Annotated in this window: 8 protein-coding genes; 1 reads left to right on the top strand and 7 read right to left on the bottom strand. The window is 63.5% G+C overall.

Features of this window, described 5'->3' with window-relative positions:
* Positions 1-8: 8 nt before the first annotated feature.
* Together R9B85_RS00890 and R9B85_RS00885 are read right to left on the bottom strand one after the other, a co-directional pair.
* Positions 9-701 (bottom strand): CSS-motif domain-containing protein, encoded by a 693-nt coding sequence (locus R9B85_RS00890; RefSeq protein WP_423770727.1) that lies wholly within the window; start codon positions 699-701, stop codon positions 9-11.
* A 219-nt stretch (positions 702-920) separates the two neighbouring features.
* Positions 921-1,607: a type 1 glutamine amidotransferase domain-containing protein gene (locus tag R9B85_RS00885; protein ID WP_112252483.1), complete on the bottom strand. Its 687-nt coding sequence runs from the start codon at positions 1,605-1,607 to the stop codon at positions 921-923.
* 174 nt (positions 1,608-1,781) lie between these two features.
* Between R9B85_RS00885 and R9B85_RS00880 the strand changes: the two genes are divergently transcribed.
* Positions 1,782-3,848, top strand: a complete 2,067-nt coding sequence (locus tag R9B85_RS00880; RefSeq protein ID WP_423770726.1) for an ATP-binding protein — start codon at positions 1,782-1,784, stop codon at positions 3,846-3,848.
* 6 nt (positions 3,849-3,854) lie between these two features.
* Here the strand turns inward: R9B85_RS00880 and R9B85_RS00875 are convergent, their stop codons facing one another.
* From R9B85_RS00875 to mexE, 5 genes are all read right to left on the bottom strand, one after another.
* The gene (locus R9B85_RS00875; RefSeq protein ID WP_112252481.1) at positions 3,855-5,471 is read right to left on the bottom strand and encodes a response regulator; all 1,617 of its coding nucleotides are present in this window, start codon (positions 5,469-5,471) and stop codon (positions 3,855-3,857) included.
* Positions 5,472-5,550: 79 nt separating this feature from the next.
* Complete coding sequence (locus R9B85_RS00870; RefSeq protein WP_112252480.1) at positions 5,551-6,606, bottom strand: tetratricopeptide repeat protein; 1,056 nt, start codon at positions 6,604-6,606, stop codon at positions 5,551-5,553.
* A 491-nt stretch (positions 6,607-7,097) separates the two neighbouring features.
* Complete coding sequence (locus R9B85_RS00865; RefSeq protein WP_112252479.1) at positions 7,098-8,513, bottom strand: efflux transporter outer membrane subunit; 1,416 nt, start codon at positions 8,511-8,513, stop codon at positions 7,098-7,100.
* Entirely contained in the window at positions 8,510-11,689 is a 3,180-nt protein-coding gene (locus tag R9B85_RS00860; RefSeq protein WP_112252478.1) for an efflux RND transporter permease subunit, read from the bottom strand. The genes R9B85_RS00865 and R9B85_RS00860 overlap by 4 nt, the downstream gene beginning before the upstream one ends.
* Positions 11,690-11,701: 12 nt before the next feature.
* Complete coding sequence (gene mexE, locus R9B85_RS00855; RefSeq protein ID WP_112252477.1) at positions 11,702-12,943, bottom strand: multidrug efflux RND transporter periplasmic adaptor subunit MexE; 1,242 nt, start codon at positions 12,941-12,943, stop codon at positions 11,702-11,704.
* Between the last annotated feature and the right edge of the window lie 304 nt (positions 12,944-13,247).

Raw genomic sequence — 13,247 nt, 5'->3', positions numbered from 1 at the left:
CGGCGGTATCACCCCTTCTTCTTGCGCGAACTGGTCAGGCCCAGGTACATGATGAACATGCTGGCCACCCCGACCAGTACCAGCGAAGGCAGTACCTGATGCAGGGAGACGCGAAACTCCTGGGCGGCGTACCCTTTGGGGTAGCCACCGATCACCACGTAGCCATATTTCTCGGATACCGTCTGCTCGGTGAATTCGACCTGGGAGGGGCGTTGTGCATCGCGGCTGTCTCCCTCGCTCCAGATATACAGGTCGTTGAATTCCAGCAGCAATGTCAGGCCGTCCTGGAAGGCACGCAGTTCGTCACGCAACTGCCGACCGTACGCTGTTGCGATTATTCCGGGGTCGCTGTCTGGTTTCTGGATCTTTATGATCGCCGCGTTAGGCGATGATGGTGCGTCGAATGCCAGTTGCGTTTGCCGTCCGGACAGGGAAAAAGCCGAGATATGCGCCAAAGGGTCCATGTCCGTCGCACAATACGCTTGTTGGCCGCGGGTGAGTATCAATGAGCGAAGATGCGGGTTGTTGGCAACTCTCTGCTCCAGGATGGCGAGCACTTCCTCACATGGCTTGCCTGCCAATGGCAGGATCGAGTCCAGATCGGCTTCCATGCGGCCCAGTGCCTGATCGATGCTGAAAACAGCCTCTTGAACGGAAACCTTGGCATTTTCCTCAAGTTTTTTGTCCAGCTGATAGTCCATTACCAGTAACCCGGATAGCACCGGTATTGCGCCGATGGACAATATCAACAGTAATTTTCGCCAGTTGATGCCGACACTCGGTATTGCTGCCATAGGACCGCCGCTCCGTTGAACCTTGCTGTTCGGGTTGAACAGGTCAGCGCTGATCCTATGTACTTGATGAAGCTTCGGCTGTAGGCCAAAAGTGTTGCGGTTTTACAGAAAAGCAGAACCTGGTTGTCAGCCTCGCTTCAATCTATCGAGCACTTTTTCCGCCAGCAGGGCCGTGGAAGCCGGGTTCTGCCCGGTGATCAGCCGATCATCGGCCACCACGAACGGCTGCCAGGGGTCATCATGCTTGCTGTAGGTACCGCCGCGGGCGCGCAGCTCGTTTTCGGTCAGGAAGGGGACCACCTTGTCCAGCTCGGCCAATTTCTCCTCGGTATTGGAGAAGCCGGTCACCTGACGGCCCTTGAGCAACAGGCTGTTGTCGCTGAGCTTGATGTTCAGCAGGCCGACAACGCCATGGCAGACCGCTGCGACTATGCCCTTGTGCTCGTAGACCCGACGGGCCAGCTCTTGCAGCGGCTGGTTGTCGGGAAAGTCATACATTACGCCGTGCCCACCGGTGTAGTAGATGACGCTGTACTCCTCGGCCTTCACCTGGCCAGGGCTCGAGGTGTTGCCCAGACGGGCCATGAAGCGCTTGTCGTCATACCACTGCCAATCCAGGTCGGGGGCCATCTGCAGGCTATGCGGGTCGACAGGCACGTAGCCGCCCAGCGGGCTGACGTAATCGACCGAGTAACCGGCTTTTTCGACTTGTTCGACAAAATGCGCAGCTTCCCCCAGCCATAACCCGGTCGCCCGCTTGAGGGCCGGATACTTGGCTGTATTGGTCAGCACCACCAGCATCTTCTTGCTCATGACCATGCTCCCGTCGGCAACCTGAATGGGCCGTTGCTCCGTGGCCCGAGGGAAAACCTAATGAGCATAGCTCTCAGGTGCCAGTACGCCATATTGCGCGGCGTGTGTTGTGCTAACGTGAATCACATCCACGGGGCGCCCGTACTTTCCCTGAACCATGCTGGAGTCACGATAGTGGTCGCAAATGGTACGCCGCCCGAGCCTGCGTCGAAGGTCATCCTGCAGCCGACTGTGCCGGCACCCGTCGACCTCATGGGCGAACGGATCGTTCGGTTCGATTGGGGCAGCACATCGCTCGGGCCGCTGCCGCGCTGGTCGGCCTCGCTGCGCATTGCCGTCGACGTGATGCACTTGTCACCGTTACCGTGCGCCGTGGTCTGGGGGCCAGACCTGTGCGTGGTCCACAATGAAGGCTACCGGGCATTGCGGCCGGTTGCCCCGGACGCATTGGGCATGGCCTTCGATGCGCTGTGGAGCGATGTATGGCCGGCGATGGGCCCCTGGGTTTTCAAGGCACTCGATGGGCACTCCAGCTTTGTCGAGGACCCACCACTGCGTATTGTCAGCGGCGAGGGCGGGGAGCCGTTGTGGTGTGCGTTCGGCTTCACACCGTTGCACGATGAGTTGGGCAACGTGGCAGGGTTTCTGCACGCGGTGATCGAGACCACGGCCAGCGTCGAGGCGCACCGCCGCTGGCGGGAGCAGGCGCAAGGCTTCGAGCGGCAGGTCGAGCGACACCAGCTAGAGCGCGAGCAGTTCTGGCAGTTGTCGCGTGATGCGATGATCACGGTTACACCCGAGCTTAAGGTGCATGCCGCCAACCCCGCCTTGTACCGTACTCTGGGCTGGGCCGAGGAGCAGATACGGGGCATACCGGTGCTGGACTTGGTACATCCGGCGGATCGCGCCGAGGTTCAGGTGGCGATTTCCGGGTGCCTGCAATACCGCAATGCCGAGCAGATAGAGACGCGCCTGCGCCACCTCGATGGCCATTACCATTGTTTTCGCTGGAGTGCACGGTTCGATGGCAGCCTGCTGACTGCCGTAGGCCGGGACATTACCGAGGAACGTGAGGAGGCCGCTCGTCAATCCGAAGCCCTGATGCGCAACAACGAACGCCTGGAGTTGGTCGGCCAGTTGGCCGGGGGCATGGGACATGAGCTGAACAACTTGTTGTCCGGCATCGGCGGCAGCCTCGAGTTGCTGCAACTGCGCCTGCAGGAAGGCCGGCTGGAGCGGGTAGAGGCCTATGTCGAGGTGGCGCATGATTCGGTGCAGCGTGCCATGGAGCTGACCCATCGCTTGCTGGCGTTTTCACGTCATCAACCTTTGGCGCCCAGGCCGTTGGACTTCAACCGGCAATTGCGCCTGAGCGAACCACTGCTGCGGAGCACGCTGGGCGCGGAGATGCGTTTGCACTGGCAGCTGGATGTCACGCCGTGGGCGGTGAACCTTGATGTTTGCCAGCTTGAAAATGCCTTGATCAATCTTTGCGCCAATGCCCGCGAAGCGTGCCTGGAACGCGGTAATGTCACGCTGCGCAGCTTCAACCAGCGGCTGACGACGTGGTTCCCGGATGAGGGTGGCCTGCCGCCAGGCGACTACGTTGCCTTGCATGTGGAGGATGATGGCCATGGCATGTCGCCGGTGGACATTGCCAGGGCCTTCGAACCGTTCTTCACCACCAAGCCGATCGGGCATGGCTCAGGCCTTGGCTTGTCGATGGTGTATGGTTTTGTCGGCCAGTCGGGGGGCTACGCCTGGATCGAGTCGGCGCCGAACCAGGGCACCAAGGTCTGCATGCTTTTTCCAAGGTGCCTTGATTCGGTACCTGAGGCGCCCGCGGTGGTGCAGCGCTCGCAGCGCATGGCCGGCGGGCAGCGCCTGTTGCTGGTGGATGACGAACTCGGTTTGCGTGCGGTAATGCGCGAATACCTGACCGAGCGTGGTTTCGAAGTCATTGATGTGGGCGACGCCAATAGTGCACTGGAGCGCTTTCACCATGACGGCCGGTACGACCTGGTGGTTACCGATGTCGGCTTGCCGGGTGGTTTCAGTGGCCATCAGATGGCCAAGGCCATGCGCATGCAGTCGCCGCTGCAGAAGATCCTGTTCATCACCGGTTACGCGGGCCAGCCGATCGATGCGCAGCTGCTCGAACAGCCGGGCACGGCATTGATGAACAAGCCGTTCCCGCTAGCGGACCTTTTTGATGAGGCGCTACGTTTGCTCGAGGCGTGATGTGGTTCAGTGCTTGCCCAGTATCTGGGTCACCTGGGCCTGCAGCTGCTTCAGCTCGAAGGGCTTGCAGATCAAATGCATCCCCGCCTCCAGGAAACCCTCGCGGGCCATGGCCGTTTCCGCATAGCCGGTGATGAACAAGACCGGCAGGCGTGGGCGCAGGCTGCGTGCGATTTCGGCCAACTGGCGGCCATTCATGCCGGGCAAACCGACATCGCTGACCAACAGATCCACCGGTTGGGTCGAGCGCAGTACCTTCAGGCCCTCATTGGCATCGGCGGCACTGTGGCAGGCGAAGCCATCCTCGCGCAGAGCCTGGCACAGCAATTGGCGTACATGCGGGTCGTCCTCGACAACCAGCACGTGATGGCCCTGATAACCTCGCACGGGCTGTACGGGTTTGACCGGTGCCTGGCCCTGGTCGACATGGCGCGGAAGGTACAAGTCCACCCGGGTCCCTTGGCCGATCTGGCTGTGCAGGGTGACATGGCCACGGGATTGCTTGCTGAAGCCGTACACCATCGACAGGCCCAGGCCAATGCCCTGGCCGATCGCCTTGGTGCTGAAGAACGGCTCGAAGGCATGCTCCAGCGTGCTTTGCGCCATGCCCTGGCCGTCATCGATGATGCGCAGGCGTATATAGTCGCCGGCGCACAGGGCACCGCCGGGGAATTGCCCAGCGCCGATGTGCTGGTTACTTGCCTCGATGCGCAATTGGCCACCATTGGGCATGGCTTCGCAGGCATTGAGCAGCAGGTTTTCGAGGGCTTCGTGCAACTGCTGGTCATCGGCTTCTACGGACCACAGGCCCTTGTCGATTTGCACCTGCAGGGTCACGGCCGCGGTAAGGCAAGCCATCAGGCGCTTTGTCTGGAGCAGATCGTGCAGGTCTATCTGCTGGCTGTGCAGCGATTGCCGAGAAGAGAAGGCCAGCAGGCGGTGGGTCAGACGGGCTGCGCGGGACACCGCCTCGCGGCCCATGCGCAGCACGTTCTCCAGGCCATCGCTACGGCCCTGGCGCAAGCGCCGGTCGATCAGCTCGAAGCTGCCGCCAATGCTGGTGAGCAGGTTGTTGAAGTCATGGGCGACCCCACCGGCCAGTTGGCCGATGGCCTCCATCTTGCGCGTCTGGTGGCGGGCAAACTCGCTGCGCTGCTGCGCTTCGCCGGGAGGTGCGGCCTGGGCGTCAAGCCGTTGCTGCAGGGTCTGCAACTGGTCGCGCGCCAGATACTGGCGGCGCCGGTTGCGCAGGGCGGACTGGGTCACGTGCAGCAGCTGGGTGTTTTCGAACGGTGCGGCCAGCACGACCAGATTGCCCACCGGGTGGTTGGTCGAGCCCTTGGCTGCTGGGTCCCCTTGACCGAGCAGTACGACGGGCAGGTCCGACCAGCACGGTTGCTGGTCGATGAATGCCTGCAGCAATGCGCTTGGGCCCTGCTCGAATACCTGCTCGGCAATGATCGCCAGGCCCGCGCCTTCGGCCAGGCGGGCTTGCAGGTTGGCCAGGTCGACCGCGCACAGGCTGTCTATGCCCGCGCAAGCGAGCAGGCGCGCAATATCCGCGGCTATCGGCGGGGGCGCCAGGATCAATGCACGTTCGTCCAGCGCCAACGAACTGGCCAAAACGACTCTCCTGTAGGGTAGCCCGATATCCACTGGACCTCGGGCATAGCCCCAGGGTTCAACAATTTTCGGATATTGCCTACAGGCCCTGTTGCAGGACGGGGTCGTCCGGGTTCTGCCGCTCCAGCTCGGCCAGCAGCACCTGTACGTTCTGCAACTGGCCGGTTTCCTTCCAGTACTGGATCAGCAGCACCCGTGCGCGGCGATTGGCCGGCTGACGGCTGAGCACGGTTTCCAGTTGCTTTTGCGCGGCGTCGATTTGTTCCAGCTCATGCAGGGTTACCGCCAGTGTATAGCGGTAGTCGGCGTTGTCCGGGTCCAGTTCGACGGCGCGGGACAATGCCAGCAGTGCATACTCGCGCTGTTCGTGGCGGTTCAGCCAGAGCCCCAGTTCGTGCTGCAGAAAAGCCGAGTCGGGGCTCAGCGCCAGGGCTTTGCCTAGTACCTGACGCGAGGCATCGTGGTGGCCCTGGCGTTCCAGCAGGCGTACCTGGGTCGCCAGTGCGTCGAGGTTGCCTGGTGCTACCGTCAGGGCACGTTGCAGGGCAGTGGCGGCCAGGGTGTAGTCGTTTTCGTGCAGGTACAGGCGCGCCAGGTGGACTTGCGCGTCGGCGTCTTCGGGCTGTTGCTCCAGGGCCTGCTGGTATTGCTCCAGGGCGACCTGTAGCGGGCCGAAATACAGGCCGATGTCATCCGGATCGAGGCCGAGCAGGGCATCTACTGCGGCGAAGCGCACGCTTTGTTCGTCGTCGTCCAGCAGTGGGCCGAGCACCAGGCTGCGCTGCGCCGCTGGCAGCAGGCGGCGGATACCGGCAATGGCTGCGCGGCGCACCAGCGGATCGGCATGCTCGAGGTCCTGGCGGGCGAGTTTCAATGCCTGGGGCGAAGGGTAGTTGGGCAGTTCGGCATACAAGGCCGCACGGCGGATGGGTGGCAGGTCGGTGCGCTGCAGTTGCTGGTACAGCACCCGTGCAGCGCCGGGTTGGCCCTCATGGGCCTGGCGCAGGGCCTTGGCGTAGCTGTGGGCCGGGAGGGTTGGCGGGGCTGGTGGGGTGTCCCGCCACAGGTAGCCGAACAGGGCCGATACCAAGATCAACAGCAGCAGGGCGATCAGGTAGCGGTTGCGTCTGGGCATCGGACGATCCGTGGCGGCGGGAAGGGCAGAGCTTGGGCTAGCCGAGGGGTAAATGCAACCGAGTGGGGGCTGACAGGTGCCTGGCTCGGATTTTTGGGGGGGCACAAATCGAGCGCCGCCCGCGCGGCGCTTCGCGGGACAAGCCCGCTCCCACATCTGTTTCGGGCCAGTCACTCCTGCAAGGTCACCTCTGTCCGCCTTGTTTGTTCTATTACATATCGAAGATTGGTTTGCTGCTTTTCATCCATCTCCAGTCATGCACCAAAGCTGCAACCCACCATGCACAGGAGTAATTGGCCCGAAACAGATGTGGGAGCGGGCTTGTCCCGCGAAGCGCCGCGCGGGCGGCGCTCGATCTCACAGGCGCTGAAGATTCAGAGGCATGCACCCTGCACACACCCTCAACAGCATAAAAAAGCCCCGCAAACCAAGGCCTGCGGGGCAAACGGTTGGGGGAGGAGCCAACCAAAGGAGTCGTTGAAACGGGTGTATCAGCGCGCGCTGGCTACAGTCTCCGGTTGCCAGCCGCCGCCCAGGGCCTTGTAGATGGAGACGATGCCGCGGTACAGCTCGACCTCACCCTGGGCCTGGGCATCTTCAGCGCTCAGCCGCTCACGTTCGGCGTCGAGCAGCACCAGGTAGTCCACCGTACCCTCGCGATAACGAATCGAGGCCAGTTCCGCCGCCTTGCGGCTGGCGTCGCTCTGGCGCATCAGCGACAACAGCCGCTGCTGGGTCTTGTCGTAGTCGCTGAAGGCGTTGGCCGATTCTTCCAGGGCCAGCAACACCTGCTGTTCATAGTTGGCCAGCGCCCCTTCGGCATCGGCCTTGGCACCGCGCAGGCGGGCGCGCACGCTGCCCAGGTCGAAGGCAGCCCAGGTGATGCTCGGGCCCAGCGCCCAGGCATTGGCTGCCGAGGAGCCTATTTGCGAGCCACGGGCGGCAGTAAAGCCGAGGAAGCCGCTGAGGCTGACACGCGGGAACAGGTCGGCCGTCGCTACGCCAACGTTGGCGGTGGCAGCCGCCAGCTGGCGTTCGGCGCTGCGGATGTCCGGGCGGCGGCGCAGCAGTTCTCCCGGGTCTCCCACCGGTAGCGCCTTGGCAATGGCCGGCAGGGCCTTGGGCGACAGGTCGACGCTGAGCGCCTCGGGGCGCTGCCCGAGCAGGGTGGCGATGCGATGCCGGGCCCGCGCCTGTTCCGCCTGCAGTTGCGGCACGGTGGCTTCGACCCCGGCCAGGCGCGCGTCGGCCCGCACCACGTCAAGGTCGTTGCCCACGCCGGCATCGCGCAGGGTTTCGGTGATGGCCCGCGATTCCTGCTGGGTCTTGAGGTTGGCCAGGGCGATCTTCTCGCGCAATTGCGCGCCGCGCAGCTGGCCGTAGGCATCGACCAGCTCGGCGATCAGGCTGACCTGCAACTGCTGCAGGTCGGCCGCGGCTACCGCTTCCTGGGCTTCGCTGGCCTCGATCTGGCGCTGGATGCGGCCGAACAGGTCAAGCTCCCAGGCCATGTCCAGGCCCAGGTCGTAGCGCTCGCTGTTCACCCGTTGCGTGGTCTGGCCGGGGACCTGGCCCTTGCCGATGTCGCTGCTGGCGCGGCTGGTGACCACCGGGAACTGATCGTTTTCTGCGTCTTCGCGGATCGAACGGGCCGACTTCAGGCGGGCAAAGGCCACGCGCAGGTCACGGTTGCCGTCCAGCGAAGCCTGCACCAGCTGGTTCAGCACCGGGTCGTCGAACTGCTTCCACCACAGGCCTTCGAAACGGCTACGGTCGTAAGCCTTGGCCTGTACATCGCTGGCCAGTTGCGCGGGCTCGGTGGCCGGCGCCTGGTAGTCCGGGCCTACCGCGCAGGCCGCCAGGGCCAGCGCCAGCAGGCTCGGGGTCAAGGGTTTGAGCAGGTTCATGCATGGCTCTCCAGCGAGTGGGCGCGTTCGGCCTTGCGGGCTTGGCGACGCTCGACGAAACGGCGAATCAGGAAGAAGAACACCGGGGTCAGGAACAGGCCGAACACGGTCACACCGATCATCCCCGAGAACACCGCCACACCCATGGCATGGCGCATTTCAGAACCTGCACCGGAGCTGAACACCAGTGGTACCACACCCATGATGAAGGCGATCGAGGTCATCAGGATCGGCCGCAGACGCAGGCGGCAGGCTTCCAGTACCGCTGCCAGCGGGTCGAGACCCTTGGCTTGTTCGTCCTTGGCGAATTCGACGATCAGGATCGCGTTCTTGCACGCCAGGCCCACCAGTACGATAAGGCCGATCTGGGTGAAGATGTTGTTGTCACCCCCCGACACGATCACCCCAGTGATGGCCGACAGCAGGGTCATCGGCACGATCAGGATTACCGCCAGCGGCAGGCTCCAGCTTTCGTACTGGGCCGCAAGCACGAGGAAGGCCAGCAGCACGCACAGCGGGAAGACGAACAGTGCAGTGTTACCCGAGAGGATCTGCTGATAGGTCAGGTCGGTCCACTCGAAGGTCATGCCGTTGGGCAGTTCCTCTTTCAGCAGCTTCTCGATCGCTGCCTCGGCCTGGCCGGAGCTGTAGCCTGGGGCAGCGGCGCCGTTGATTTCGGCGGTGATGAAGCCGTTGTAGTGCATCACACGGTCAGGCCCGGAGGTGTCGCTGACCTTGAGGAAGGTCGCCAGCGGGATCATCTCGCCGAGGTTGTTGCGCACCTTCAGCTGGCCGATCTGCTCGGCATCGAGGCGGAACTGCTGTTCAGCCTGGACATTGACCTGGTAGGTACGGCCAAAGCGGTTGAAGTCGTTGGTGTACAGAGAGCCCAGGTAGACCTGTAGGGTGTCGAAGATGTCGGTGATCGCCACGCCGTGGGTCTTGGCCTTTTCCCGGTCGATGGCGGCATCCACCTGCGGCACGTTGACCTGGTAGCTGGTGAACAGGCCCGCCAGTTCCGGCACGTTGTGGCTCTTGGCGATGATGTTCTGGGTTTCCTTGTACAACGCCTCGTAGCCCAGGTTGCCACGGTCTTCGATCTGCAGGCGGAAGCCGCCGATGGTGCCCAGGCCTTGTACCGGCGGTGGCGGGAAGATCGCGATGTAGGCGTCCTGGATATCGGCGAACTGGGCATTGAGCGCAGCAGCGATGGCTGCAGCCGACTGGCTTGGGTCCTTGCGCTCGTCGAAAGGCTTGAGCGGGGTGAACACGATGCCGCTGTTGGGGCTGTTGGTGAAACCGTTGATCGACAGGCCAGGGAAGGCCACCGAGTCGGCCACGCCAGGCTGCTTCAGGGCAATTTCGCTCATGCGCTTGATGACTGCCTCGGTACGGTCGAGGCTGGCGGCGTCAGGCAGCTGCGCGAAGGCTACCAGGTACTGCTTGTCCTGGGCCGGCACGAAACCGGTCGGGGTGGACGAGAAGCCCAGGTAGGTCAGGCCCATCAGGCCGGCATACACGAACAGCGCGATACCGCTGGAGCGGATGACCCGGCGCACACCGCCGACATAGCCGTGGCTGGCGCGGTCGAAGAAGCGGTTGAACGGTGCGAACAGCCAGCTGCCCAGCAGTTTTTCCAGGAACCGCGAGAAACGGTCCTTGGGCGCGTGGTGGTCCTTCAGCAGCACGGCAGCCAGGGCCGGCGACAGGGTCAGCGAGTTGAACGCCGAGATCACCGTGGAAATGGCGATGGTCAGGGCGAACTGCTTATAGAACTGCCCGGTCAGGCCGGAAATGAACGCAGCAGGTACGAACACGGCGCACAGCACCAGCGCGGTGGCGATGATCGGCCCGGTGACTTCGCCCATGGCCTTTTGCGTGGCTTCCAGCGGTTTCAGGCCAAGCCCGATATTACGTTCGACGTTCTCCACCACAACGATGGCGTCGTCCACCACGATACCGATGGCCAGGACCAGGCCGAACAAGGACAGCGCGTTGAGCGAGAAGCCGAACAGGTGCATTACCGCAAAGGTACCGATCAGCGATACCGGCACGGCCATCAGCGGGATGATCGAGGCACGCCAGGTCTGCAGGAACAGGATGACGACCAGTACGACCAGCACCAGCGCTTCGAACAGGGTGTGTACCACGGCTTCGATGGAGCCACGGACGAACACGGTCGGGTCATAGACGATGCTGTAGTCCATGCCCTCGGGGAAATCCTTCTTCAGCTCGGCCATCTTCGCCCGCACTTCGTCGGAGATCTCGATGGCGTTGGAGCCTGGGCGCTGGAAGATCGGGATGGCCACCGCCGGCTGGTTGTTCAACAGCGAACGCAGGGCATACTGGCTGGAGCCGAGTTCGACCCGGGCGATGTCCTTCAGGCGAGTGATTTCGCCATCGGCACCGGCGCGGATGATGATGTTCTCGAACTCTTCCTCATTGACCAGGCGGCCCTGGGTGTTGATCGACAGCTGGAAGCTGGTCGAGCCCGGGGCGGGTGGGGCGCCCAGCTGGCCGGCGGCCACCTGGCGGTTCTGCTCGCGGATCGCAGCCACCACATCACTGGCGGTGAGGTTGCGCGAAGCGGTCTTGTTCGGGTCCAGCCACACGCGCAGCGAGTAGTCGCCCATGCCGAACAGCTGCACATCGCCCACGCCGCCCAGGCGCGCCAGCTCATCCTTGATGTTGAGGATGGCGTAGTTGGACAGGTAGAGCATGTCGTAGCGGTTGTCTGGCGAAGTCAGGTGCACGACCATGGTCAGGTCGGGCGAGGCCTTGTCGACGGTGATACCGATGCGGGTCACTTCTTCGGGCAGCTTGGGCTGGGTGCGGGTGACGCGGTTCTGCACCTGCACCTGTGCGTTGTCCAGGTCGGTGCCCAGGGCGAAGGTGATGGTCAGCGTCAGCTTGCCATCAGCGGTGGACTGGGAAGACATGTAGAGCATGTTCTCCACGCCGGTAATCGCCTGCTCCAGTGGCGCGGCGACGGTTTCGCCGATGACCTTGGGGTTGGCGCCGGGGAAGTTGGCGCGCACCACCACGGTGGGTGGCACCACTTCGGGGTATTCGCTGATCGGCAGCTGGAACAGCGAGATCGAACCCGCGATCAGCAGCACCAGCGACAGCACCGCGGCGAAGATTGGCCGGGTAATGAAGAATTTCGAGAAGTTCATCGGTGTGGTCCCTTAACCGCGTGGCGCCTGGGCGCTGGCGACTTTCACGTTGTTGCCCGCCACCTTTGGCGCCGGGTTGCTGGCCTCCAGGGCCTGGCGCTGCTGGGCGAGGGCGGCGAGGGTCTGCTCGCTGGCCATCGGTGTCTCTTGCGGGGTGACCGGTGAGCCAGGGCGCACGCGCTGCAGGCCCTTGACCACGATGCGGTCGTCCTTGCCCAGGCCGCTGCGCACGATGCGCAGGCCTTCCAGCTTCGGCCCCAGCTCGACAGCGCGGTAGGCGGCCTTGTTGTCCTTGTCCATGACCAGCACGAACTTCTTGCCAAGGTCGGTGCCCACGGCTTCGTCGTTGATCAGCACGGCCTGGTACTGGGCGCTGCCCACCAGCTTCAGGCGTGCATACAGGCCCGGGGTGAACTGGCCGTCGCTGTTGTCGAACACCGCACGGCCACGGATGGTGCCGGTGCGCGGGTTGACCTGGTTGTCGACGAAGTTCATCTGGCCCAGGTGCGGGTTGCCGGTTTCGTTGGTCAGGCCCAGGTATACCGGGGTGCTTTGGCCACGCTGGCCTTCGCGGGCCAGCTGGGTGTACTTGAGGTACACGCGCTCGTCGGCGTCGAAATAGGCGTACACCTTGTCGGTGGAGACCACGCTGGTCAGCGGCGTGACATCGGCGGTGACGATGTTGCCGGCGGTGAACTGGGCGCGGCTGACGCGGCCGCTGATGGGCGCGGTGACACGGGTGAAGCTGAGGTTCAGGCGTGCCAGGTCGAGCTGCGCCTGGATCGCGTCGACCCCGGCGCGGGCTTCGGCGGCGGCGCTGCTACGCGATTCGGCCAGCTCTGCGGAAATGGCATTGCTGTCACGCAGGCGTTCGCCACGGCGGGCTTCGTTGGCGCTGCGGATGGCGGTGGCCTTGGCTTGCTGTAGCTGGGCTTCGAGGCGGCGGACCTCTGCCTGGAACGGGCGAGGGTCGATCTGGAACAGCAGATCGCCTTTCTTGACCTGGGCGCCTTCAGTGAAGGCCACCAGGTCGATCTGGCCGGAGACCCGTGGGCGTACCTCGACGGTTTCCGGGGCTTCGAGGCGGCCGGTGAACTCGTCCCATTCGTTGATCGGTTGCTCGATCACCTTGGCCACACTGACCTTCGGCGCGGCGGGAGCCTGCACCGCGTCGGGGGTTCGACCGCAAGCGCTGATCACCACCACTGCCAGGGCAGCGAGGGGGAAGCGCAAGGGTTTGAGTGATTGTTCCATGGAGAACTCCGCCAATGTATTAGTAGTGGGCGGAGTGTGAGTGTCTTGCGCGTGATGCACGAATCGAACGGGCCGAAGGTTATTATCACGATGAATGATATGTGTGGATCAGTCATCGATTCTGGGCATGTTCGCAAGCGATCCGCTTACCCTGTGGGAGCGGCTTCAGCCGCGAAGAATCCAGCGCGGTGCATGGCCCCGGCTGCGCCGGGGTTCGCGGCTGAAGCCGCTCCCACAGGGTCGCTGCTGATTCAACAAGTCGCATGCAGTTCCGTGACAGCGGCGCGCCTGGTCCCGCAGTGGC

The organism is Pseudomonas sp. NLJ1 (assembly GCF_049486705.1).
Classification (GTDB): Bacteria; Pseudomonadota; Gammaproteobacteria; order Pseudomonadales; family Pseudomonadaceae; genus Aquipseudomonas; species Aquipseudomonas inefficax.
This window is presented reverse-complemented; position numbering and strand designations above follow the sequence as displayed.

Bases quoted from the DNA above. Each gene is read 5' to 3' on its own strand.
- R9B85_RS00890 (WP_423770727.1), bottom strand. From the start codon at position 701: ATGGACTATCAGCTGGACAAAAAACTTGAGGAAAATGCCAAGGTTTCC.
- R9B85_RS00885 (WP_112252483.1), bottom strand. From the start codon at position 1,607: ATGAGCAAGAAGATGCTGGTGGTGCTGACCAATACAGCCAAGTATCCG.
- R9B85_RS00870 (WP_112252480.1), bottom strand. From the start codon at position 6,606: ATGCCCAGACGCAACCGCTACCTGATCGCCCTGCTGCTGTTGATCTTG.
- R9B85_RS00865 (WP_112252479.1), bottom strand. From the start codon at position 8,513: ATGAACCTGCTCAAACCCTTGACCCCGAGCCTGCTGGCGCTGGCCCTG.
- R9B85_RS00860 (WP_112252478.1), bottom strand. From the start codon at position 11,689: ATGAACTTCTCGAAATTCTTCATTACCCGGCCAATCTTCGCCGCGGTG.
- mexE (WP_112252477.1), bottom strand. From the start codon at position 12,943: ATGGAACAATCACTCAAACCCTTGCGCTTCCCCCTCGCTGCCCTGGCA.